The sequence below is a fragment of the Curtobacterium sp. Curtsp22 genome (assembly GCF_059492135.1).
Genome location: NZ_CP168519.1, coordinates 1,474,186 through 1,497,561 on the forward strand (window position 1 = coordinate 1,474,186; position 23,376 = coordinate 1,497,561).

Here is a 23,376-nt window from a genome sequence, read left to right on the forward strand (position 1 = left end):
CGTCCGGACGGACGGCCGCACCCCACTGAGGTCCCAGTACATGCTTGCTTTCCTCGCGAAGCGGATCGTCAACTACGTGATCCTGACGATCGTCGCGACGACGCTCGGCTACATCCTCGCCAGCGCGACGCTCAACCCGACGTCCCGGTACCTCGGCAAGAACCCGCCGGTCCCGCAGAGTTCGATCGACGCCGCGCTCCAGAAGCTCGGCGCCGACCCGAACACCCCGCTCCTGGTCCGCACGTGGAACTGGTGGGTGAACCTGGTCACGCACGGCTCGCTCGGCATCAGCGCCCGCGGCACCGAGGTCACGGCCGACATCGTCGCCCGCTCCGGCACGAGCCTGCGGCTGCTGGTGATCGGCACCCTGCTCGGTGCGATCCTCGGCGTCCTGCTCGGCGTCTGGAACGCCGTCAAGCAGTACAAGACCTCCGACCAGGTGTCGACCTACCTGTCGTTCGCGGTGCTCGCGACGCCGCCCTTCGTCATCGCGGTGGTGCTGATGATCCTCGCGACGACCCTCAACGGGGCGGTCGGGACGCAGCTGATCTCGTTCACCGGTGAGTACACCCCGGGGGTGACCGGGTTCTTCCCGGTGCTCGGCGACCGGCTGGTGCACCTGCTCTTACCGACGATCTCGCTGACGGTCGGCGCCGTCGCCTCGTACTCGCGCTACCAGCGCTCCGCGATGCTCGACGTGCTGTCGAACGACTTCATCCGGACGGCGCGCTCGAAGGGCCGGACACGTGGATCGGCCATCATGCGGCACGGTGTCCGCGTCGCCCTCATCCCGATGTCGACGTTCTTCGCGTACTCGTTCGGCCTCATCCTGACCGGTGCGAGCATCACCGAACTGGTCTTCAGCTGGCACGGCATGGGCGAGTACTTCGTCCAGAGCATCAGCAACAACGACATCAACGCGGCAGCGGGCACGATCCTCTTCACGGCGATCCTCGTGCTCATCGCAGGCACCCTCGCGGACCTGCTCTACGCCGCGCTCGACCCGCGAGTGAGGGTGTGACCCGTGTCAGTTCTCGACCCCACGACCACGACCACCGCCGGCGACCCCGGTGACGGCAACGCCGGGCAGCCGGCGCACGTCGTCGAGGTGAAGGGTGGCCGCACCCCGCTCTGGCGCAAGGTGCTCGGCACCTGGCGTGCCCGCATCGGTGGCGGTGCACTCCTCCTCATCCTGCTCTGGGCCTTCGTCGGTCCGTACCTGTACCACTGGAACGCCGTCGACTCCGACGGGCTCGCCTTCGGCATGCCGCCGAGCGCCTCGCACTGGTTCGGCACGAACGACATCGGCCAGGACATCTACGCCCAGACCCTGGTGGGCCTGCAGAAGTCCTTGCTCATCGGGCTCATCGCCGGTCCCGCCGCGACCCTCATCGCGGGCATAGTCGGAGCGATCGCCGGGTACTTCGGCGGGTTCGTCGACCGGGCGCTCGTGTGGGGCATCGACCTGCTCCTGGTCATCCCGTCGTTCTACGCGCTCGTGCTCCTCAGCCCGCTGTTCAAGAACCTCAGCTGGCTGGCGCTCATCGTCGGCCTGGCGATCTTCGGGTGGATGATCATGGCCCGCGTGATCCGCGGACAGACGATGTCCCTCCGGGAGCGCGACTACGTCAAGGCCGCACGGTTCATGGGCGTCCCGTCGTTCACGATCATCCGGCGGCACATCCTGCCGAACGTGGCCTCGCTGCTCATCATCGACGCCACGCTCGGCGTCGGCGCGATGATCCTCTCCGAGAGCGCCCTGAGCTTCTTCGGCTTCGGCATCCAGGTGCCGGACGTGTCGCTCGGCACCCTGCTCGCCGCCGGCAGCCAGTCCGCGGTCACCCGGCCGTGGCTGTTCGTCCTGCCGGCTGCGACGCTCGTCGCCACGGTCCTCTCCACCAGCCTGCTCGGCGACGCCCTGCGCGACGCCATCGACCCCACCTCGGGAGCCAACCGTGACTGAGCCGCTGCTCACCGTCTCCGACCTCGCCGTCACGTTCAACCCGGGCTCCAAGCCCGTGTACGCCGTGCGCGGCGTGGACTACTCCGTCAACCAGGGCGAGTTCCTCGGCATCGTCGGCGAGTCCGGATCGGGCAAGTCGGTGTCCTCGATGGCCGTGATGGGTCTGCTCCCGTCGTCGGCCAAGGTCGAGGGCAGCATCCGGTTCGACGGCCGCGAGCTGCTCGGCCTGAACGACCGCGAGATGTCGAAGCTCCGTGGCGGCGACATCGCGATGGTCTTCCAGGACCCGCTCTCCGCCCTGACGCCCGTGTACACGATCGGCCAGCAGATCGTCGAGGGGCTGCGGCTGCACGACCGGAACCTCACCGCGCACGCCGCCCGGGCCCGTGCCGAGGAACTCCTCCGCGTCGTCGGCATCCCGAACCCCTCGCGGCGGCTCGACGCCTTCCCGCACGAGTTCTCCGGCGGCATGCGGCAGCGCGCCATGATCGCGATCGCCATCGCCAACGACCCGAAGCTGATCATCGCCGACGAGCCGACCACGGCGCTCGACGTGACGATCCAGGCACAGATCCTCGACGTCCTGCAGACCGCCAAGGACATGACCGGTGCCGCCGTCGTCCTCATCACGCACGACCTCGGCGTCGTCGCCGGCAACGCGGACCGCGTGGCCGTGATGTACGCCGGCCGGATCGTCGAGACGGCGCCGGTCGAACCTCTCTTCCGCGAGCCGGTCATGCCGTACACGATCGGTCTGCTCCGCTCGATGCCGAACATGGCCTCGGCACGCTCGGAGCGCCTCGTCCCGCTCGACGGCCGCCCGCCGCTGCTCACCCAGAAGCCGACCGGCTGCCCGTTCGCCGATCGCTGCCCCGCGGTCCTCGACGCCTGCCGTGAGGGCGAGCCGGCCCTGATCGCCCCGTCGGTGGCACCGAGCGACGACAACCCGGTCCTGACCGGTGCGACGACGACCATCACGAACGGCGCCTTCGATGATGAGCACACCGCGGCGTGCATCCGCCGCGACGAGATCGCCGCCGGCACGCTCGCCCGCTCCGAGATCTTCCCGCGCCCCGAGGACGTCCCCGAGTCCGAGATCGACCACGGCGACGACGTGGTCCTGCAGCTCGACGACGTCGTGAAGACCTTCCCGCTGACGAAGGGCGCCCTGTTCCGCCGGCGCATCGGCGAGGTGCACGCGGTCGACGGGATCTCGCTCACGCTGAAGCGCGGACAGGTCCTCGGGCTCGTCGGCGAGTCCGGCTGCGGCAAGACCACGACGATCATGGAGATCCTCGAGCTCGCCGGAGCGCAGCAGGGCACCATCACGGTCAACGGCGTCGACACCGGCACCCTGTCGAAGTCCGACCGCCGTGCGCTCCGGAGCGACATCCAGGTCGTCTTCCAGGACCCGATGGCCTCCATCGACCCCCGTCTCGACATCGGGTCCGTGATCGGCGAGCCGCTCACGGTGCAGGGCGTGCCGAAGGACGAGATCCGCCGACGCGTGCGGGACTCGCTCGAGCTCGTCGGTCTCGAGCCGAGCTACATCGACCGGTACCCCCACGAGTTCTCCGGCGGCCAGCGACAGCGCATCGGCATCGCCCGCGCGCTCATCGTCGAGCCGAAGATCCTCGTGCTCGACGAGCCGGTGTCGGCGCTGGACGTGTCCGTGCAGGCCGGTGTCATCAACCTGCTCGAGGACCTCAAGCACCGCCTGGGCCTGTCCTACCTGTTCGTCGCGCACGACCTCTCGGTCGTCCGGCACATCGCCGACGACGTCGCGGTCATGTACCTCGGCCGGATCGTCGAGTACGGCGACGGCGACCGCGTGTTCGACGATCCGCAGCACCCCTACACCAGGGCCCTGCTGTCCGCGGTCCCGGTGCCGGACCCGTTCGCCGAGGCCGCCCGCGGACGCATCCTGCTCGACGGCGACCTCCCCTCCCCCACGGAACGGATCGACGGGTGCCGGTTCCGCACCCGTTGCCCGCTGTACCAGCTCCTCGACGAGGACCGGCAGCAGCAGTGCCGTTCGGTGGACCCGCGCCTGCAGGACGTGCACGGACGCGGCGTGGCCTGCATCCAGACCGACCAGAACCACCTGCTCACCGAGCGGGTGTCGGCGACGGTGTGACCGACTGACGTTCCGTGTGAGGGACGGGAGGCGCGGTGCCAGCTGGCACCGCGCCTCCCGTCCGTCCTCTCAGCAGTGTGCTAGGTCTCGCTCGCGGTGCGAGCGCGTTCGCCCCGCACGCTGCACGGGACCTCGCACGCTGCGCTCGCGGTCGCGTGTGCGCGCCGGTGTCAGACGAGCAGCGCGACGACGCAGAGCACGAGCACGACGAGCCCGGACACGACCGCGGGGCCGTCCCAGCCCTGGACGACGGGGGCGTCGGGCGTGCGCCCGTGCCGTTCCGACCAGCGGTCGCGGACCGCGACGAACTCGTCCGGCTGCCGCAGCACGCGGGGCTCCCCGCGTCGGGTCGGCTTCGGCCGCGGCAGCGACGGACCACCCCAGCAGGTGAGGCGGCGGCCGTCGGCGAGGTCGAGCACGATCTGCCAGCGCATCCGGACGTCCTCGACGGCGCCCCACGGGACCGTCGTGGACCGGAGCGGGTTCACCACCGTGATCGCGTCGTCGGTGATCCGTACGTGCGGGCGGAAGGTGAGCACCCAGAGCACCCAGACGAGCGCGGCGAGGGGACCGACGGCGTGCAGGACGACGTCCCAGCTCCCCCGCACCGCGGCGTCGCCGAGCATGAACAGCGCCAGGAACGCGACGAGGCCGGACGCGACCGCGCCTCCGCGGCCTGCGCGGAGGACGACGGTGCGTCCGGCCTCGTTCGTGTCCAGCGGGATCAGCGTCCGAACTCGAACCCGGCGCCGGGGATGGCGTCCAGCAGGTCCTTCGTGTACTGCTCGCGCGGGTTGGCGAAGACCTCGTCGGTGGTCGCCTTCTCGACGATCTGTCCCTTGCGCATGACGCAGACGTTGTCCGCCACGAGGCGGACGACGGCCAGGTCGTGCGTGATGAACAAGTAGGTCAGGCCCAGCTCGGACTGCAGCTCGGTGAGCAGGTCGAGGATCTGGCCCTGCACGAGCACGTCGAGCGCGGAGACCGCCTCGTCGAGCACGATGACCTCGGGCTTGAGCGCGAGGGCCCGCGCCACGGCGATGCGCTGCCGCTGCCCGCCCGAGAGCTCGTTCGGGTAGCGGTTCACCATCGACTTCGGCAGCGCGACCTGGTCGAGCAGTTCGAGCACGCGGGCCCGGCGGGACGCCTTGTCACCCACCTTGTGCGTGTGCAGCGGCTCGGCGATCGTGTTCCCGACGTTGTACATCGGGTCCAGCGAGCCGTACGGGTCCTGGAAGACCGGCTGCACGCGGCGGCGGAAGTCGAAGAGGTCCTTGCCCTTCAGCGCGCCGATGTCGATGCCGTCGAACTGGACCGTGCCGCTCGTGATGTCCTCGAGCTGCAGGACGAGCTTCGCGACGGTCGACTTGCCCGAACCGGACTCGCCGACGAGCGCCGTGGTGGTGCCCTTCGGGATCGAGAACGAGACGTCGTCGACGGCCTTCAGCTCGCGGGAGGCGAGGTTCTTGCCGCGCAGCTTGTAGACCTTCTCGAGGTTCTTCACCACGATGAGGTCCTTCGCCGGCGTCTGCTCGCGCTCCTGGGCGCGGGCGAGGAGCTCGGCGTCGTCGCTCCCGACATCCGCGATGTCGACACGCTGGTGCTGCACCTTGGACTGGATGCGGCGGCTCGCGAGCGACGGTGCCGCCGCGACGAGGCGCTGCGTGTACGGGTGCCGCGGGTTCGCCAGGATCTCCTTCGAGGGCCCGGCCTCGACGACCTGGCCCTTGTACATCACGACGAGCTTCTCGGCGCGCTCGGCAGCGAGGCCGAGGTCGTGCGTGATGAACAGGACGGACGTGCCGAAGTCGCGGGTGAGGGTCTCGAGGTGGTCGAGGATCACACGCTGCACGGTGACGTCGAGCGCACTCGTCGGCTCGTCGGCGATGAGCAGCTTCGGGCGGCTCGACAGACCGATGCCGATGAGCACGCGCTGCCGCATGCCGCCGGAGAACTCGTGCGGGTACTGCTTCAGGCGGGTCGAGGCGTCGCCGAGGCCGGCCTCCTGCAGGACCTCGACCGCACGGGCACGGATGGCGTGCTTGCCGGTCGCGATGCCGTTGGCCTTGATGGCCTCTTCGACCTGGAACCCGATCGACCACAGCGGGTTGAGGTTCGACATCGGGTCCTGGGGGACGTAGCCGATCTCCTTCCCGCGGATCTCCGACATCTCCTTGTCGGTCAGGCCGACGAGCTCGCGCCCGTTGAACTTGATCGACCCGTCGGTGACCTGGCCGGTCCCAGGCAGGAGCTTGATGATCGACTGGGCGCTCGTCGACTTGCCGGAGCCGGACTCGCCGACGATCGCGAGCCGTTCGCCCTGCTCGAGGGTGAAGCTCGCACCGCGGACCGCCTGGACGAATCCGTTCTGGGTCTTGAAGCCGACCTCGAGGTCGGTGATCTCGAGCAGCGGCGCGCCGGTGCCGCCGGTGCGGCTGGCGTTCGGCTGGGTCAGAGTCTCGCTCATCGGCGGGCCCTCGCCTTCGGGTCGAGTGCGTCGCGGACCACGTCACCGAGGAGGAGGAACGAGAGCACGGTGATGGACAGTGCGGCCGACGGCCAGAAGATCGTCGAGGGCGCGGTGCGGATCGACGCCTGCGCGTTGCCGATGTCCTGCCCCCAGCTGAGCGCAGAGTCGGGCAGACCGATGCCGAGGAAGGACAGCGTCGCCTCGGCCACGATGAACGTGCCGAGCGACACCGTCGCCACGACGATGACCGGCGCGAGCGAGTTCGGCACCACGTGCCGGACCAGCGTCGTGAACCGGCTCACGCCGAGCGCCGCCGAGGCGGTGACGTAGTCGGACTGCTTCGCGCTGAGCACCGCGCCGCGCATGATGCGGGCGATCTGCGGCCAGGCGAACGCCGCGAGGACGAGCGACACCGTCAGGGCGTTGCGCGCCGGGAGCACCGACATGATCACGATCGCGCCGAGGACGGTCGGGATCGAGAAGAAGATGTCGCCGATGCGGGACACGATGGTGTCGAGCCAACCGCCGAAGAACCCGGCGAGGGCGCCGATCACGATCCCGACGATCGACACCAGGACCGTCGCGACGACACCGACGATGAGCGAGTTGCGCGTGCCCCAGATGGTTCGGGCGTACACGTCGTTGCCCTGACGGTTGAAGCCGAGGATGTGGCCGGGCTCCGACCCCTCGTTGCTCTTCGCCAGGTTCGCCGCACGCGGGTCGACGTGGGCGAAGAGGCCCGGGAAGAGCGCCACGAGGATGATCAGCAGGATGAGGACGGAGGACACCCAGAACATCGGGCGGACCCGCATCGCGTCCCAGGCGTCGCTCCAGGTCGAACGGGTCTTCTCGTCCTCGTTGACCTGGTCGATCGCCTGGAGCGGGGTCTCCTCGATCGGGGCGACGTAGTGGGTCGCCGAGCGGGGTTCGGTGTTACTTGGCATAGCGGATCCTCGGGTCCAGGACGGCGTAGAGCAGGTCGACCAGGAGGTTGGCGAGCATGAAGATGATGACCATCACGGCGACGAACGACACGACGGTCGGACCCTCGCCGAGCTTGACGGCCTGGAACACCGTGCCACCCACGCCGTGGATGTTGAAGATGCCCTCGGTGACGACCGCGCCGACCATCAGGTTGCCGATGTCGACACCCAGGTAGGTCACCACGGGGATGAGCGAGTTGCGGAAGATGTGCACGCCCACGACCCGACGCCGCGGGAGGCCCTTGGCCGTCGCGGTCCGCACGAAGTCGGCCGACATGTTCTCGGCGACGCTCGCACGGGTGAGCCGGACGATGTAGGCGAACGACACCGTCGCCAGCACGATCGCGGGGAGCACGAGCTCGGACCACGGCGCCTCGCTCGACACCGTCACCCGGAAGAGCCCGAGGTTGATGCCGAAGACGTACTGCAGCAGGAAGCCCACCACGAACGTCGGGACCGAGATGAGCAGGAGGCTCACGACCAGCGCGGTCGCGTCGAAGAGCTTGCCCTTCCGGAGACCGGCGATGACACCGACGACGATGCCGGCGATCGACTCGAAGACGAGCGACAGGATCGCAAGGCGCGCCGTGATCGGGAACGCCTGCGCGAGCTGCGAGCTCACGGGCAGCCCCGAGTAGGTCAGCCCGAGGTCACCGCGGAACACCCCGCCGATCCAGAGGAAGTACTGGACCAGGAACGGCTTGTCGAGGTTGTACTGCTGGCGGAGCTGTTCGATCACCTGCGGCGACGGTTGCCGGTCGCCGAACAGTGCGGCGATCGGGTCGCCCGGCAGGGAGAACACCATGAAGTAGATGAGGAACGTGGCCCCGAAGAACACGGGGATGAGTTGCAGGAGGCGCTTGCCGAGGTACCAGGCCATCAGATCGCTGCCTGGTCCGGGACGCGCATGTCGTTCAGGTTCATGTCGTGAGTGGTGGACGATCCGCGGGTCGGCACGGGGGTCCGGTGCGGGCGGCGGCGCCCGCGGTGGTGGGGGAAGGTGTTGCCGCCGTGGTACGGGGGTTAGCGGGGCGGGTGGGCCCCCGAACCCCCGTCCGGTGGTCGCGGAGCAGGATACCCGTCCGCGATGTGTCTCACGAGGAGACTGGTGTTACTTCTTGACCTCGACGTCGTAGTACAGCGGCACCGAGTTCCAGCCGAACTTGACGTTCGACACGTTGTCCGCGTTCCAGACACCGGTCACGTTGGAGTACCACAGCGGGATCTCCGGCAGGTCCTTGAAGAGGAGTTCCTGCGCCTGGTCGAAGTACTTGTTGCCCTCTTCGACGGTGGCGGCGGAACGACCCTTCTGGAGCAGGTCGTTGTACTCGGTCGAGTCGTAGCGCGAGTAGTTGCTCGACGACCCGTCACCCATGGTCGGGCCGAGGAAGTTGTACAGCGACGGGTAGTCGGCCTGCCAGCCGGTCCGGCTCGCACCGGTCAGCTTGTTGTCCGTCTGGACCGCGAGGGCCTCGGCGAACGTCGGGTAGGCCTTGCCCTCCGCCTTGATGCCGAGCGTGCTCGAGATCGAGTTGGTGACCGCGGTGACCCAGGCCTGGTGGCCGCCGTCAGCGTTGTAGGCGACGGTCAGGGTGTCGTTGTAGGGCGAGATCTTGTCGGCCTCGGCCCACAGCTCCTTGGCCTTCGACTTGTTGTACTCGAGGACGTCGGAGCCCTCGAGGTCGTCGTTCCAGCCAGCGATCACCGGGGAGGTGAAGTCCTTGGCCGGGGTGCGCGTGCCGTCGAAGATCTTGTCGGTGATCTGCTTGCGGTTGATCGACAGCGAGATCGCCTCGCGACGGAGCTTGCCCTCTTCACCCTTCCAGTGGTCGAGGTAGTAGGGCAGGTAGATCGCCTGGAAGATCGCGGCGGCCTGGTTGACGTTCGAGTCCGGGAAGTCGGACTTGTAGTTCGCGAAGGCGCTGTCCGGCACGGCGTCGAGGACGTCGAGGTTGCCGCCCTGGGCGTCGGAGTACGCGGTGTCCTGCGAGGTGTAGAACGTGATCGTCAGACCACCGTTCTTCGGCTTGCGCTTGCCCTCGTAGTCCTTGTTGGTGACGAGCTTGATCGACTGGTTGTGCGTCCACGCACCCTTGCCGTCGAGCTTGTACGGGCCGTTGCCGATCGGGTTCTCACCGAAGGCCTTGGTGTCCTTGTAGAACTCCGAGGGCAGCGGCACGAACGCCGAGTAGCCGAGGGACAGCGGGAAGTCCGACTGCGCCGACTTGAGGGTGACGGTGAACTCGTCGTCGCTCTTGACCTTGAGTCCGGTGAGGTCCGAGTCCTTCGTGGCGTCGTAGCCCTCGATGTTCTCGAAGAAGTAGCTCGCGCTCTGCTTGTTCGAGTACTTCGCGGCCCAGTCCCACGCCTTGGTGAACGACTCGGCCGTGACCTTCTCGCCGTTGGTGAAGGTGTAGTTGGTGTTGAGCTTGATGTCGAACGTCTTCGAGTCGCTCGTGTCGATGCTCTTCGCGACCTCGTTCACCGGCTTGCCCTTGGCGTCGTACGACACCAGGCCTTCGAAGATCGAGTCGATGATCTTGCCGCCGCCGACCTCGGTGGTGTTCGAGGGGATGAGCGGGTTCTGGGGCTCGTTGCCGTTGGTGGTGACGATGCCGGACGCGTTCGTCGAGCCCGACTTGTCACCTCCGCTGCTGCTGTTGCTCGAGCAGCCGGCCAGGGCGATTGCTGTGGCCCCGACCACGGCGAGGGCTGCGAGCCCAGCGCGCTTCTTGATCAAGATTCCTCCTGGTGCATGGGACGCGGCGGGCGCACGGGTGCCTGCTCGCCACGTTTGACCTTTGCACTGTAGGCAGTGTGGGGAGTGCTCACCAAGCCCAGGGGAGATCGGTTACAAATCGGAAACCAAGTTGCACGATCCTTGCGAGAGGATGCAAGATTCGGGCGGATCGCGGACGCCGGGGCGAGATTGTTGCAACCGCATCGAAATGCTTGCGTCCGTGCACAACTCTGTGCAAGCCGACTGCCTGCCTGCGCACAGCAGTGCGCCCCGCCCGGGACACCGGACGGGGCACACGCTACTCGGGCTCGGGCTCAGGCGAACGCCTCGACCGGCGGGCAGGCGCACACGAGGTTCCGGTCGCCGTACGCCTGGTCGATCCGGCGCACCGGCGGCCAGTACTTCCGGGCACTGATGCCCGGCAGCGGATAGACCGCCTGCTCGCGGGTGTAGGCGTGCGTCCACTCCCCCGAGATCACCGACGACGCGGTGTGCGGGGCGTGCACGAGCGGGTTGTCGTCCGCCGGCCACTCGCCACGCTCGACCGCCGAGGCCTCGGCACGGATGGCGAGCATCGCGTCGACGAAACGGTCGAGCTCGGCGAGGTCCTCGCTCTCGGTCGGCTCGACCATGAGCGTGCCCGCGACCGGGAACGACATCGTCGGGGCGTGGAAGCCGTAGTCGACCAGGCGCTTCGCGACGTCGTCCACCGTGATGCCCGTCGTGTCCCGGAGCGGGCGGAGGTCGAGGATGCACTCGTGCGCGACGAGCCCCGACTCCCCCGTGTAGAGCACCGGGAACGCGTCGCGCAGGCGTGCGGCGATGTAGTTCGCCCCGAGCACCGCGGCCTCGGTCGAACGGGTGAGCCCCTCGAGCCCCATCATCCGGACGTACGTCCACGTGATCGGCAGGATGCTCGGGCTGCCGTACGGCGCGGCACTGACCGGGCCACCGGCGTGCGCGTCGCGGTCGGAGCCCTCGGCGCGCACGGAGCCGGTGCGACGGTCGGCGTCCTGCGCGAACGGGTGGCCCGGCAGGAACGGTGCGAGGTGCGACTTCGCGGCGACCGGCCCGACGCCGGGCCCGCCGCCGCCGTGCGGGATGCAGAACGTCTTGTGCAGGTTGAGGTGCGAGACGTCCCCGCCGAAGTCGCCGAACCGGGCGTGGCCGAGCAGGGCGTTGAGGTTCGCGCCGTCGACGTAGACCTGACCGCCGGCGTCGTGCACGGCGGCGCAGATCTCGCGGATGTCGTGCTCGTAGACGCCGTGCGTGGACGGGTACGTGATCATGAGCGCGGCGAGCTGGTCGCCGTGCTGCTCGGTCTTCGCACGGAGGTCGTCGAGGTCGACGTTGCCGTTCTCGTCGCAGGCGACCACGACGACCTGCATGCCGGCGAGGACGGCCGACGCGGCGTTCGTGCCGTGCGCGCTCGACGGGATGAGGCAGACCGTGCGGGACTCGTCGCCGCGGGACCGGTGGTACCCGCGGATCGCCAGGAGTCCGGCGAGCTCGCCCTGGCTACCGGCGTTCGGCTGCAGGGAGACCGTGTCGTACCCGGTGACCTCGGCCAGCCCGGACTCGAGGTCGCCGATCATGTCGAGGTAGCCCTCGACGTCGTCGCGCGGCGCGAACGGGTGGATGTTCGCGAACTCCGGCCACGTCACGGCCGCCATCTCGGTCGCCGCGTTGAGCTTCATCGTGCAGCTGCCGAGCGGGATCATGCCGCGGTCGAGCGCGTAGTCCTTGTCGGCGAGGTGCTTGAGGTACCGCATCATCCGGGTCTCGCTGCGGTGGGCGCTGAAGACCGGGTGCGTCAGGTACTCGCTGCTCCGCAGCAGATCGGACGGGAGGCGCGTGGCCGCGTCCCGCACGGCGGTCTCCGTCGCCGGGACGCTCGCGTCGACCGCACCGAACACGACGGCGAGGGCCGTCACGTCCTCGGGCGTCGTCGTCTCGTCGACGGACAGCTGGAAGGTGTCGGCGTCGACGAGGTGCAGCAGGCGGTCCGCGTCACGGGCCGCGGCGACGAGTGCCTCGGCGCGTCCGGGCGCACGGAGCGTGAGCGTGTCGAAGAACGCCTCGTGCACGACCTCGAGCCCGGCGTCACGGGCGGCCGCGGCGAGCGCCGACGCCGTCCGGCCGACGCGGTCCGCGATGAAGCGGAGCCCCTCGGGACCGTGGTACACGGCGTACATCGAGGCCATCACGGCGAGCAGGACCTGCGCGGTGCAGATGTTGCTCGTCGCCTTCTCGCGGCGGATGTGCTGTTCGCGGGTCTGCAGGCTGAGGCGGTAGGCCATCTGCCCGTCGGCGTCGAAGGACACCCCGACGAGGCGGCCGGGCAGCTGGCGCTCGAGGCCGGCACGGACGGCGAGGTACCCGGCGTGCGGGCCACCGAAGCCGAGCGGGACGCCGAAGCGCTGGCTCGTGCCCACGGCGACGTCCGCGCCGAGGTCGCCGGGGCTGGCGAGGAGCGTCATCGCGAGGAGGTCCGCCGCGACGACCGCGATGCCCCCACCGGCGTGCACGCGCTCGATGACCGATGACGGGTCGACGATCCGACCGGAGGCACCGGGGTACTGCACGATGACGCCGAAGGCACCGTCGAGCTGCTCGTCGGTCGGTCCGGCCACGGCGTCGAACCCGCGCAGGGCGATACCGACGGCCTCGGCCCGGTGGTCGAGCAGCGCACGGGTCTGCGGCAGCAGGTCGGCGTCGACGAGGAACGCGTCGCCCTTGACCTTGGACGCCCGGCGGGCGAGGAGCATGCCCTCGACCACGGCCGTGCCCTCGTCGAGCATCGAGGCGCCGGCGGTCGCCATGCCCGTCAGGTCGGAGACCATGGTCTGGAAGTTGATGAGCGCCTCGAGCCGGCCCTGCGAGATCTCCGGCTGGTACGGCGTGTAGGCCGTGTACCAGCTGGGGTTCTCGAGCACGTTCCGCTGGATCACCGCGGGGGTGTGGGTGCCGTGGTACCCGAGCCCGATCATGGCGCGACGGACGGTGTTGCGGGCGGCCTTGGCCCGGAGCTCGGCGAGCGCCTCGGTCTCGCCGATCGCTGCGGGGATGCCCGAGTGGACGGTCGGCGCCGCGTGGATCGCCTCGGGGATCGCGGCGCGGACGAGGGCGTCGAGGGTCGGCTGGCCAACGGCGTCGAGCATCGTCCGCTGGTCGACCGGGGTGGTGCCGATGTGGCGGTCGGCGAAGGACGTCTGGAGGTTCTGGAGGTCGCCGGTCATGCGATGGACGCCCGGTACGCGTCGTGGTCCATGAGGTCCTCGGGGAAGGAGGTGCCGTCCACCTTGATCTTGACGAGCCAGCCGGCGCCGAACGGGTCCTGGTTGACGGTGTCGGGGGCGTCGACGACGGCGTCGTTGATCGCCACGACCTCGCCCTCGATCGGGGCGAAGAGTTCGCCGACGCTCTTGGTCGACTCGATCTCGCCGATCTGCTCGCCCGCGGTGGTGGCGGTGCCGACGGCGGGGAGCTCGACGTAGACGACGTCACCGAGCTGTTCGGCGGCGTGGTCGGTGATGCCGACGGTGACGGTGTCGCCCTCGACGAGCAGCCACTCGTGGTCGGCCGTGTACTGGAGTGCGGTCTGGTCGGTCATTGCATCAGCCTTTCGAGGCGCGGCGGTAGAAGGGGAACGCGGTGACGGTGCTGGGGACGGCCGTTCCGCGGACGTCGATGTGGAGGAGCTGTCCCTCGGTGGCGAGTGCCGGGTCGACGAACGCCATCGCGACGGGGTGGCCGAGGGTCGGCGAGAGCGCACCGGAGGTGACGGTGCCGACGACGACGCCGTCCTGCACGACGTCGTACCCGGCACGCGGGGCCCGGCGGCCCTCGGTGACCAGGCCGACGAGCACGCGGGCGTCGTCCGACGGGGTGACGCCGGTGGCGCCGACGAAGTCGCCGTCCTTCGCCACGACCCGGCCGAGGCCGGCCTGGGCGGGACGGACGTCGGTGCCGAGCTCGTGCCCGTAGAGCGGCATGCCCGCCTCGAGCCGGAGGGTGTCGCGGGCGGCGAGTCCGGCGGGGACGACCCCGCGGTCGGCGCCGGCCTCGAGCAGGGCGTCCCAGAGCGCTCCGGCGACGGACGGGTCGCTATAGACCTCGAAGCCGTCCTCGCCGGTGTAGCCGGTGCGGGCGACGAGGACCTCGGCGCCGTCGAACACCGCGTGCACTGCCCGGTAGTACCCGAGCTCGTCGAGGGGGCTCTCCGGCTGGAGCCGGTCGGCGACGACGAGCGCGTCGAGCGTCCCGGCAGCTGCCGGGCCCTGGATCGCGACCAGTGCGGTGGTGTCCGAGTCGTCCGACACCTCGACGTCGAAGCCGTCGGCCCGTGCGGTCAGGGCGTCCACCGCGACCTGCCGGTTCGACGCGTTCGCGACGACGAGGAAGACGTCCTCGTCGGTGCGGTAGACGACGAGGTCGTCGAGGATGCCGCCGTCCTCGGCGAGGAGGAGTGAGTACTTCGCCCGTCCGACCGGCATCGCGCCGAACGACCCGGCGAGTGCGTGGTCGAGGAAGGCCACTGCCTGCGGACCGGTGACGCCGACCTCGGCCATGTGCGAGAGGTCGAAGACACCGGCGGCCTGACGCACGGCGTGGTGCTCGGCGAGGTCGGACGAGTACCGGACGGGCATCCGGTACCCGGCGAAGTCGGTGAAGGTGGCGCCGGCGGCTTCGTGGGCGGGCTCCAGCGGCGACGAGCGCAGTGGGGACGTTGGCATGGGCGGAGTTCTCCTGGCATCGGCAGGACCCGACGACCGTCGTCGGGCGGAACTCCCCCTCTGTCATGGGCCTGAGAGTTTCACCGCGGCCCGTGAGGTCCGGCGGCTTTCACCGTGGGCGAGCCACGGACCGACCCGGTGGGGGCATCGTGGCTGCTTTTCAGAGTGGCCTGTCCGCTGCGGTGTGGGACCTGAGAGATTGTCGGGGGGATTGCTCCTTCGGTGCCGTGCGGGGTGCCCAGGGCACCGCACGACGTCTCCCGCGACGGATGAACGGCCGGTCTTCAGTTGTCGGCCCGATCATACCGACCCCGCGTTTCGGGCATGTGACGGACCCGGTGGTTCGACATCTCGTAGAATGCGGGGATGGCAGGTCAGCGATCACGCCCCCGCGGGCAGCTCGAGCAGGCGGTGCTCGACGCGCTCTGGTCGGCGGACGGCGGGCTCAGCGCGCGCCAGGTGCTCGACGCCTTCCCGGAACCCCGGCCCGCACTGACGACCGTGCTCACCGTGCTCGACCGCCTCGGCCGCAAGGGCCGGGTGGAGCGGCAGCAGCACGACGACGCACCGCTCACCTTCCGTGCGACGAACAGCAGGGAGGAGCAGACCGCATCCCTCATGTCGAACGCCCTCGCCGCGGCGAGCGACCGCGAAGCCGCCCTGCTGCAGTTCACCGGCTCGCTCGCCTCCGACGACCTCGACGTCATCCGCCGCGCCCTCGACGCCCGAGCCCGTTCCTGACGGATCCGCCGTGGTCGTCACCGGAGTCGTCCTCATCGCGCTCGCCCTGGCGGTCGTGGTCCTCGCGCCCCGGGTCCTGACCCGCTCCGCGTGGACGATCGACCGGCCCCGCACCGCGCTGGTGTGCTGGTCGGTGGCGGTGCTGCTCGGCGTCGTCGGCTTCGTCGCGGGCATCACGTTGCTCGTCGTGGCCAACCGCCCGATCACCGACCCGATGGGCTTCGGCGGCTCCCCCACGCACGGCCTCAACGTCGGGGTCGCCCTGCTCGCCGTGCTCGCGTTCGTGATCGCGGTCCGGGTCCGGCCCGGCCCCGAGCACGAGGCCGTTCGCGAGGCGATGCGCTCCGGTGCGGCACCGCACCGCGAGATCGACGGCACGCCGGTGTCCGTCCTCGAGGCGGACCACGCACTCGCCTGCGCCGTCCCCGGCAGGGCCGGCGGCGTGCTCGTGAGCACCGGGCTCGCGGACCGTCTGCGCACCGACGAACTGGAGGCCGTGGTCGCCCATGAACGCGCGCACCTGACCCAGCGCCACGCGGTCGCGGTCGGGATCGCCGAGTCGATCGAGCGTGCGGTCCCGTGGATCCCCGGTGCGCGCGCCATGGCGCGCTCGACGCGCGTCCTCGTGGAGTTCGCCGCCGACGACGCGGCGGCGCGACGTGTCGGACGCGACGCGCTGCGGCGAGCCGTCCTGGTGGCGGACGGGACGAGCGCGCTCGGGGCGATCCGCGCCTCCCGTCTGGGGTCCTGACGCGTGTCGGCGGTGGGGCATATGGTGATGGCACCGTGAAGCCACTGACCGAAGCAGACATCCGTTCGTCGTTCGTCAACGCCACCCCGGACGAACTCGCCCAGCTGCCCATCCCCGGCCTGCACGAGACGCTGTGGGACGAGCGCGAGTTCCTCGGGTGGCGCGACCCGCAGGCCGCCCGCCGCGGCTACATCGTGTCGTGGATCGACGACCGCCCGGTCGGGATCGTCGTGCGCTCCGCCGGTGGGTCCCTCCGCCCCGGGATCGCGGCGATGTGCTCGTTCTGCCACTCTCCGCAGCCGGCGACGCAGGTCCGCCTGTTCTCGGCCGCGCGCGCCGGAGAGTCGGGGCGGAACGGCAACACCATCGGCTCCTACATCTGCGAGGACCTCGGGTGCCCGATGCTGATCCGCACCGCGCCGCCGCACCTCAACCCGCCGGCGACGATCGCGATGCGTGGCGAAGCGCTCCTGCAGCGGGTGCGGAACTTCACCGAGGACGTGGCGAAGACCGCGTGAGCCGGTTCAGCACCGCCCGGTGGGCCGTCGTCGAGGAGCTCGGGGACGGCCGGTGGCGCCTGACCCTGCGCGACGAGGCCGACGATGAGCTCGGCGCGTTCGGGCTCGGCGTCGAGGGGCCGTGGGACCCGGACGTCGAACCGCACGTGGGCTTCGTGCTCGCGCAGCTCGGCCTGACGCTGCGCGGCACCCGACCCTGGCGGGTGGACGAGCTCGGGGACCAGCGGGCACCGGTGCTGCCGCTGGCGTGAGGGGCCCGGCGCTGCGGACTCACTCCGTCGCGGCGATGAAGTTCCGCAGGATCTCGCGGTCGTCGTCCGCGCGGGCGGCCCAGACGAGTTGGCTCCGGTGGTCGTCCGCCTCGAGCGGCAGCAGCACGACGGTGTCCGGAGCGGCGAGCGTGGCGCTCTCCGGTGCGACCGTCACCCCGAGGCCGGCGCCGACCAGGTGCAGCACCGTGGCCCAGGTGGTGGCCTCCTGCACGATGACGGGTCGCCGGGCGCCGGACACCACCGGGGCGAGGTTGCGTTCGGTCGCGACCGATCCGGCCTCCGCCGGGAAGAACACGAACGGGTCGTCGAGCAACTCCGGTCCCCGGATCGATGCCCGCGCCGCGAGCCGGTGCCCACGCGGGACCGCTGCCACGAACCGCTCGCTGCGGAACGGTAGGAAGCGCACGGCCGGGTCGGGATCGGGATCGCGCACGATCGCCAGGTCGAGCTCCCCGCGGACGATCCGCGCCAGCAGGGTCGACGAGTAGCCCTCGGTGAGTTCCACGCGGACGAGCGGGTAATGCTCCCGGAACACCTGCACGCGTTCGATCGGACCGAGCGGCAGCGCGGAGACGACGAACCCGACGTCGAGCCGACCGGCCTCGCCCCGGCCCACCCGCACGGTCTCGTCGAGGTCCCGGCGAGCCTGCTGCAGGAGCGATCGTGCCCGGCCCTGCAGCACCCGCCCGGCCGGGGTGAGCGCGACGCTGCGACTCGTCCGTGAGAAGAGGTCGACACCGAGCGCCCGTTCCGTCCGCCGGATCTGCTGCGACAGTGCCGGCTGCGCGATCCGGAGCGCCTCGGCTGCACGTCCGAAGTGCAGTTCGTCGGCCACGGCGAGGAACGCCCGGAGCTGCCGGAGGTCGACGTCGGGCTCGCGATCCATGCACTCAGCGTATCGATCCGCGCGAACGAGTATTGGACGGGACTCGGCACGGCGTCCGAGGATGGGTGCATGCCCGATGCGACCACCACCGACGCCGTGCTCATCACCGACATCGCCTGCGCTGCCGACGCCGAGGCGTTCCGCGTCCTCAACGAGGCCTGGATCAGCCGGTTCTTCACGCTCGAGGACGAGGACCGGAAGCTCCTCGGCGACCCGCTCGGCCAGATCGTCGAGCCCGGCGGCGCCGCCTTCGTCGCACGGCTCGGATCGGATGGGCCGGTCATCGGCTGCGTCGGCATCGCGCCCGTCGGGCCCGGGGTGTTCGAGCTGGTCAAGATGGCCGTCTCGCCCGAGCACCAGGGGCACGGCACCGGCCGGAAGCTCATCGCCGCGGCGCTCGAACGTGCCCGGGCGATCGGTGCGCACCGCGTGGTGCTGGAGAGCAACGCGCAGCTGGCGAGTGCCGTGCACCTGTACGAGGCGTTCGGGTTCCGGCACCTCGGCCACGACGAGGTCGCGCCGAGCCCCTACGCCCGCGCGGACGTCCACATGGCGCTCGACCTCTGAGCGGAGCCGTCAGGGAGCGGTACCGACCCGGTACGCTCGCGGCATGGCGACACACGAGGTGCAGGCCGTCCGCGAACGCGGCGCGTGGCAGGTGTTCATCGACGGGTTCCTGGTGACCGAGGTCACCCGGTGGCCCTCCGTCGGGTTCGTCGCCCGCGAGTGGATCGGTCTCACCGAAGAGGTGCCCGCGCGCGAGGTCGACCTGACGATCCGCGTCGTCGGACGCAACCAGTACGTGGCCTGACGCCCGACCCGAGTAGCCGACCCGCGCCTCCAGGCCGACGGCAACAGCCGACAGCCGACAGCCAGCAGCTGACGGCCCACACCAGCCCGCCGCTCACGCGACGTGCCAGACCAGCCCCTCTTGCGCACTCGACGGGTAGGCCGCCGCGATCCGCAGCACCGCCTCGCGCAGCGTGTCCGGCGAGCACGCCAGGTTGAGCCGCGCGAAGCCGCGCCCCTGCGACCCGAACCCGAGACCGGAGTTCAGCGCGACGTAGGCGTGCTCCCGGAGCGGCACGGCCGGGTCGTCTCCGAGCCCGATGCCGCGGAAGTCGAGCCACGCCAGGTAGCCGGCGCGGGGCCGGGTGTACACGACGCCGGGCAGGTGCTCCGCGAGGAGGGAGCCGAGCAACCGCTCGTTCGCGACGATCCGGGCGACCACGTCGTCGAGCCAGTCCGTCGCCAAGCTGAACGCCGCGAGGTTCGCGTGCAACCCGAGGATGCTCGTGCGGCAGGCGACCTCCTCCCAGAGCGTGTCGAGGAGCGCTGCCGTCCGTGCGTCCCCGGCGACGATGATCGAGCACTTCACCCCGGCGAGGTTCCAGCCCTTGCTCGCGCTCGTGACGCAGATGCTCCGCGCACCTGCGGGCTCGGCCACCGCGGCGAACGGGGTGAAGCGGACGCCGGGGTGCGTCAGCGGTGCGTGGATCTCGTCACTGATGACGAGGACGTCGTACCGTGCGGCCAGTTCGGCGAGGGCCACGAGGTCGTCGTGGTCGTGCACGAGGCCGACGGGGTTGTGCGGGTTGCAGAGCAGGAAGACGCGGACGCCGTCGGCGAAGGCGCGCTCGAGGCCCTCGAGGTCGAGCCGGTAGACGCCCCACTGCTCGAGCAGCGGGACCTCCTCGACCTGACATCGGGCCTCTTCGACGAGCTCGAAGAACGGCGGGTACACCGGCGGCGTGATCGCTACACGACCGCCGTCCGGCAGCGCGAGGCGGAGCGACTCGACGATCCCGACACTGACGTCCGTGGCGAGGGACACCCGGGCGGGGTCGACGTCCCAGCCCCAGCGGTCCTTCGCGAACGCGGCGAACGCCGGTGCGAGCGGCCCGGGCCCGTCGAGGTACCCGAGGTCGGACTGCTGCACCCGCTCGATGAGCGCCTGCCGGATCGCCGGCGCGACCTCGTGGTCCATCTCGGCGACGAACAGGGGCAGCACGTCGGGCGCGTACCGCGTCCACTTGATGCTCGTGCGGACCCCTCGCAGAGTGCCGACCGGGTCCTCCTCGTCGTGCGCCATGCGTCCCAGCATGCATCGGACTGGAGGCGCGGCGCGAGTCCGGCCGTCATCCTGCGTCGTCCGCGGGCTCGGGCTCGACCGCGAGCCAGAGCTCGGCCTCCGCGGTTCGGCCGCCGGGTGCGAGCCGGACACGAGCGATCTCCGGCGCCGCCACCAGACGGTACGGGTTGGCGGGCAACCACTCGCCGAACGCCTGCGGCCACAGCGCCTGGATCGCTCCGGGCACCGGTCCCGAGCCGGAGAACACGACCCACGTCGCAGCCGGCACCTCGATGACGTCGAGGCCCGGTGCGCTCTCGACCGAGGTGGCGGCGACCACCGAGTAACGGAGGAGACTGCCGTCCGCGCGGCCCTCGGTGAACGCATCGGACACCGACAGCACGCCCGACGGCTCCTGGTCGGACAGTCCAGCGATGCGCTCCCGGTCCTCGGGGGTGATGCTGCGTTCGAACGCCTGGATCGCGTCGTTCGGCCCCTCGTACACGAGCGGGACACGGGTCGAGCGACCGACGAGACGGAAGGCGGGTTTCTCGACGAGGCGGTAGTGCACGGGAGTGCTCCCTTCGACGGTGAGACGGAAGGACAGCCGACCCTGCGACCGGAGGACGGCGCCGGGCTCGCGCGCCTCCTGCGGACCGATGCCGTGCACGGCGCGGAACGCCCGCCCGAACGCATCGGCCGAGCCGTACCCGAAGCGTGCGGCGACGTCCGAGACGGTCGTCGTCCCCGAGGCGATGAAGGCCGCGGCGAGCGTCATCCGCCGACGCCGGACGTACTCGGAGAGCGGCATCCCGGCGAGCGCGGAGAACACCCGCCGGAAGTGGTACTCGCTCGTCCCGGTGATGCGTGCGAGCTCGTCCACGTCGAGCACGGTGTCGTCCGGGCCGCCGTCGAGGTGTTCCTCGACCGCGGCGATCGCCTCGTTCCAACGCTCCATGTCGGTGTCCTTCCTGGTGGTGTCATCGACGCTACGGTGACGTCGCGCGACGGACACGATGATCCCTGCCCGGGCTGGTCGGCCTACTGTCTGGGTCATGAGCACGAGCACCGCCGACAAGGCGACCACCCTCAAGCAGCTGCACGAAGCACCGGAGATCCTCCGCGTCGTCAACGTCTGGGACGCGATCAGCGCGAGGGTCGTCAGCGACCTGCCGGAGACGAAGGCGATCGCCACCGCCGGGCACTCCATCGCCGCGTCGTACGGCTACGACGACGGCGGGATGCCGCTCGACCTGGCACTGTCGGGCGCCGCGATCGTCGCCGCCGCCACGGACCTGCCCGTCACGGCGGACCTCGACGACGGCTACGAGGACCCGGCCGAGACGATCCGCCGCGCGATCGGTGCGGGGATCGTGGGCGCGAACGTCGAGGACCGCCTCCGCCCGTTCGACGAGGCCGTCGCCCGGGTCGCGGCCATCACCGCCGCCGTCGAGGCCGAGGGCATCGACTTCCAGCTCAACGCCCGCACCGACGCCATCGCCCGCGGCGGGGACCGCCCGATCGAGGAGAGCATCGCCGACGCGATCGCCCGCGGCAAGGCCTTCCTCGACGTCGGCGCCCCGCTCGTCTTCGTCCCGGGGGCGGTCCAGCGCGACGTCGTCGAGCGCCTCGTGGACGGTCTCGGTCGCGGCAAGCTGTCCGTGATCGGGCTGCCCGGCGCCCTGCCCGCCGCCGAGTACGAGGCCCTCGGGGTCGCCCGCATCTCGTACGGGCCGCTCACGCAGCGCGTCGCGCTCCGCGCGCTGCGCGACCTGGCGACCGACCTGTACGGCGGTGGCGTCGTGCCGGAGGACACCCCGACCCTGAACTGAACCAACAGGCGGCCTGGAGGCGCGGTGCCAGCTGGCACCGCGCCTCCCGTCCGTCGGTCGGTCGCCTCCGATACCTTCTTGCCATGACCCTGGACGTCGACGCGCTGCTCGCACCGCCCTCCCCCGTGGCCGCGCGGGCGCTCGATGTCGTGCGTGCGTGGTCCCCGCCGGCGCTGGTGCACCACTGCCTGCGCTCGTGGGCGTGGGCGTCGCTCCTCGCTCCGACCATCGAGCTCGAGCCGGACCGTGAGCTGCTGTTCGTCGCCACGATGCTGCACGACCTCGGCGTGACGCCGTCCTTCGATGCCCACGCCGTGCCGTTCGAGGACGCCGGCGGTGCGGTCGGCAGCGTGTTCGCCCTCGGTGCCGGGTGGGACGCCGCCCGTGCCCGTCGGGTCGGTGAGGTGATCGAGCTCCACATGTGGACGTCGGTCGACCCCGCGCTCGACGTCGAGGGACACCTGCTCGAGGTCGCGACCTCGCTCGACGTCTCCGGGGCTGGGTTCGCCCGGTGGACGGCGTCAGACCTGCTCGCCGTCACCGCTGCAGTCCCCCGCCTCGACTTCTCCGAGGCGTTCGACGGGCTGATCCACGAGCAGGCCGGTCGCAAGCCGTCGTCCTCCGCCGCCAGACTCGACGGCTCGGGCAACGTCGCTGCCGGTGGGAGCCGCTGGACATCGTTCCTGGACAATCCGGGCATCGTCGAGTAGAGTGTTCTTTTGGTGCACTGCAGCGAACCCATCTGACTCGCGCACACCGAACCGTCTCGAAGCCGACTCACCCGAGTCGCATTCCCACGAGACCACCGCTCGATCCGAACGGACGAGCTGCACGTCGAAGCTCGACGTGCGCGCCCCGCACTCGATGCGTCGCGCCGGACTCAGCCGTCCGCCGACACCGAGTCGCCCTGGGCGCCGAACGACCAGGAAGTACCGCAACACCATGACCAGCAACGAACGAATCACCATCACCGGCACCGCCCTCGCGGCGCCGACCGTCTCCCCCGACCGCATCGCTGAGTTCGGTGTGCGCGACGAGCGCTCGCAGCGCGAGTACCTCGTCCGCATCCCGGCCGACGACCTCGGTCTCTTCATCACCCGTGGCGCCCGCGTCGACATCGACGGCGAGGCCGGCTGGACCGTGCCCGGTCGCTCGTGGCGCGGCGAGGCGAGCCGCAGGCTCGTGCAGGCGCAGTCCGTCCGCGTCGGCGAACTGGCACTCGCAGCCTGAGCCCAGCACGCCACACACGAAGGCCGCCGAGCACTGCTCGGCGGCC

General features: G+C 70.5%; 23 protein-coding genes and 1 riboswitch. Of the genes, 12 read left to right on the forward strand and 11 right to left on the reverse strand.

Annotated elements, in window-relative coordinates; genetic code table 11:
• The first annotated feature begins 40 nt into the window (after positions 1-40).
• Genes ACEN8D_RS06915 through ACEN8D_RS06925 form a run of 3 tightly spaced genes read left to right on the forward strand, consistent with a single transcriptional unit; the run spans position 41 to position 4,100 of the window.
• Positions 41-1,021, forward strand: coding sequence for an ABC transporter permease (locus ACEN8D_RS06915; protein ID WP_070416712.1), 981 nt, complete (start codon positions 41-43; stop codon positions 1,019-1,021).
• 3 nt (positions 1,022-1,024) lie between these two features.
• Positions 1,025-1,963, forward strand: a complete 939-nt coding sequence (locus ACEN8D_RS06920; RefSeq protein WP_083295025.1) for an ABC transporter permease — start codon at positions 1,025-1,027, stop codon at positions 1,961-1,963.
• Complete coding sequence (locus tag ACEN8D_RS06925; RefSeq protein ID WP_413399126.1) at positions 1,956-4,100, forward strand: dipeptide ABC transporter ATP-binding protein; 2,145 nt, start codon at positions 1,956-1,958, stop codon at positions 4,098-4,100. Before ACEN8D_RS06920 ends, ACEN8D_RS06925 begins: the two co-directional genes overlap by 8 nt.
• A 170-nt stretch (positions 4,101-4,270) precedes the next feature.
• On the opposite strand, the gene ACEN8D_RS06930 is transcribed toward ACEN8D_RS06925, so the two are convergent.
• The 8 genes from ACEN8D_RS06930 to gcvT form a co-directional block, all read right to left on the reverse strand.
• On the reverse strand, positions 4,271-4,726 hold the full coding sequence (locus ACEN8D_RS06930) for a PH domain-containing protein (RefSeq protein ID WP_413398300.1): 456 nt from the start codon (positions 4,724-4,726) through the stop codon (positions 4,271-4,273).
• Between the two features lie 98 nt (positions 4,727-4,824).
• Positions 4,825-6,567: a dipeptide ABC transporter ATP-binding protein gene (locus tag ACEN8D_RS06935; protein WP_413398301.1), complete on the reverse strand. Its 1,743-nt coding sequence runs from the start codon at positions 6,565-6,567 to the stop codon at positions 4,825-4,827.
• Positions 6,564-7,514 (reverse strand): ABC transporter permease, encoded by a 951-nt coding sequence (locus ACEN8D_RS06940; RefSeq protein ID WP_309778896.1) that lies wholly within the window; start codon positions 7,512-7,514, stop codon positions 6,564-6,566. Before ACEN8D_RS06940 ends, ACEN8D_RS06935 begins: the two co-directional genes overlap by 4 nt.
• Positions 7,504-8,433: an ABC transporter permease gene (locus ACEN8D_RS06945; protein WP_309778895.1), complete on the reverse strand. Its 930-nt coding sequence runs from the start codon at positions 8,431-8,433 to the stop codon at positions 7,504-7,506. Before ACEN8D_RS06945 ends, ACEN8D_RS06940 begins: the two co-directional genes overlap by 11 nt.
• Positions 8,434-8,664: 231 nt before the next feature.
• Positions 8,665-10,293: a peptide ABC transporter substrate-binding protein gene (locus tag ACEN8D_RS06950; protein ID WP_309778894.1), complete on the reverse strand. Its 1,629-nt coding sequence runs from the start codon at positions 10,291-10,293 to the stop codon at positions 8,665-8,667.
• A gap of 314 nt (positions 10,294-10,607) precedes the next feature.
• Positions 10,608-13,532 (reverse strand): aminomethyl-transferring glycine dehydrogenase, encoded by a 2,925-nt coding sequence (gcvP, locus tag ACEN8D_RS06955; protein ID WP_413398303.1) that lies wholly within the window; start codon positions 13,530-13,532, stop codon positions 10,608-10,610.
• On the reverse strand, positions 13,529-13,906 hold the full coding sequence (gene gcvH, locus ACEN8D_RS06960; RefSeq protein ID WP_071294536.1) for a glycine cleavage system protein GcvH: 378 nt from the start codon (positions 13,904-13,906) through the stop codon (positions 13,529-13,531). The genes gcvP and gcvH overlap by 4 nt, the downstream gene beginning before the upstream one ends.
• A 4-nt stretch (positions 13,907-13,910) precedes the next feature.
• Positions 13,911-15,029: a glycine cleavage system aminomethyltransferase GcvT gene (gcvT, locus tag ACEN8D_RS06965; RefSeq protein WP_413398305.1), complete on the reverse strand. Its 1,119-nt coding sequence runs from the start codon at positions 15,027-15,029 to the stop codon at positions 13,911-13,913.
• 170 nt (positions 15,030-15,199) lie between these two features.
• A riboswitch (glycine riboswitch) is annotated at positions 15,200-15,302 on the reverse strand.
• Between the two features lie 93 nt (positions 15,303-15,395).
• On the opposite strand from gcvT, the gene ACEN8D_RS06970 reads away from it, so the two are divergent.
• From ACEN8D_RS06970 to ACEN8D_RS06985, 4 genes are read left to right on the forward strand one after another with little or no spacing between them, the layout of a single operon-like run.
• Entirely contained in the window at positions 15,396-15,770 is a 375-nt protein-coding gene (locus tag ACEN8D_RS06970; RefSeq protein WP_309889371.1) for a BlaI/MecI/CopY family transcriptional regulator, read from the forward strand.
• Between the two features lie 10 nt (positions 15,771-15,780).
• Positions 15,781-16,521 carry a M56 family metallopeptidase gene (locus ACEN8D_RS06975; RefSeq protein ID WP_413461428.1) on the forward strand — a complete coding sequence of 247 codons (741 nt, stop codon included), beginning with the start codon at positions 15,781-15,783 and terminating at the stop codon, positions 16,519-16,521.
• Between the two features lie 35 nt (positions 16,522-16,556).
• The gene (locus ACEN8D_RS06980; RefSeq protein WP_070416724.1) at positions 16,557-17,039 is read left to right on the forward strand and encodes an FBP domain-containing protein; all 483 of its coding nucleotides are present in this window, start codon (positions 16,557-16,559) and stop codon (positions 17,037-17,039) included.
• Positions 17,036-17,290, forward strand: a complete 255-nt coding sequence (locus ACEN8D_RS06985; RefSeq protein WP_071294534.1) for a hypothetical protein — start codon at positions 17,036-17,038, stop codon at positions 17,288-17,290. The genes ACEN8D_RS06980 and ACEN8D_RS06985 overlap by 4 nt, the downstream gene beginning before the upstream one ends.
• 19 nt (positions 17,291-17,309) lie before the next feature.
• Here ACEN8D_RS06985 and ACEN8D_RS06990 read toward each other — a convergent pair whose 3' ends face one another.
• Complete coding sequence (locus ACEN8D_RS06990) at positions 17,310-18,197, reverse strand: LysR substrate-binding domain-containing protein (protein WP_413398307.1); 888 nt, start codon at positions 18,195-18,197, stop codon at positions 17,310-17,312.
• Positions 18,198-18,266: 69 nt separating this feature from the next.
• Here ACEN8D_RS06990 and ACEN8D_RS06995 point away from each other — a divergent pair, with 69 nt between their 5' ends.
• Together ACEN8D_RS06995 and ACEN8D_RS07000 are read left to right on the forward strand one after the other, a co-directional pair.
• Positions 18,267-18,764, forward strand: a complete 498-nt coding sequence (locus ACEN8D_RS06995) for a GNAT family N-acetyltransferase (protein WP_413398308.1) — start codon at positions 18,267-18,269, stop codon at positions 18,762-18,764.
• 43 nt (positions 18,765-18,807) lie between these two features.
• Complete coding sequence (locus ACEN8D_RS07000; RefSeq protein WP_071294532.1) at positions 18,808-19,008, forward strand: hypothetical protein; 201 nt, start codon at positions 18,808-18,810, stop codon at positions 19,006-19,008.
• A 93-nt stretch (positions 19,009-19,101) separates the two neighbouring features.
• Here the strand turns inward: ACEN8D_RS07000 and ACEN8D_RS07005 are convergent, their stop codons facing one another.
• On the reverse strand, positions 19,102-20,289 hold the full coding sequence (locus tag ACEN8D_RS07005) for a MalY/PatB family protein (protein WP_413398309.1): 1,188 nt from the start codon (positions 20,287-20,289) through the stop codon (positions 19,102-19,104).
• A gap of 46 nt (positions 20,290-20,335) precedes the next feature.
• The gene (locus ACEN8D_RS07010; RefSeq protein ID WP_413398310.1) at positions 20,336-21,226 is read right to left on the reverse strand and encodes an AraC family transcriptional regulator; all 891 of its coding nucleotides are present in this window, start codon (positions 21,224-21,226) and stop codon (positions 20,336-20,338) included.
• A 97-nt stretch (positions 21,227-21,323) separates the two neighbouring features.
• On the opposite strand from ACEN8D_RS07010, the gene ACEN8D_RS07015 reads away from it, so the two are divergent.
• The 3 genes from ACEN8D_RS07015 to ACEN8D_RS07025 all read left to right on the forward strand — a co-directional run bounded on the left by ACEN8D_RS07015 (position 21,324) and on the right by ACEN8D_RS07025 (position 23,330).
• Positions 21,324-22,100 (forward strand): isocitrate lyase/PEP mutase family protein, encoded by a 777-nt coding sequence (locus ACEN8D_RS07015; protein ID WP_413398311.1) that lies wholly within the window; start codon positions 21,324-21,326, stop codon positions 22,098-22,100.
• An 83-nt stretch (positions 22,101-22,183) separates the two neighbouring features.
• Complete coding sequence (locus ACEN8D_RS07020) at positions 22,184-22,810, forward strand: HD domain-containing protein (protein ID WP_413400294.1); 627 nt, start codon at positions 22,184-22,186, stop codon at positions 22,808-22,810.
• Between the two features lie 232 nt (positions 22,811-23,042).
• Complete coding sequence (locus ACEN8D_RS07025) at positions 23,043-23,330, forward strand: hypothetical protein (protein ID WP_413400295.1); 288 nt, start codon at positions 23,043-23,045, stop codon at positions 23,328-23,330.
• Positions 23,331-23,376 lie beyond the last annotated feature (46 nt).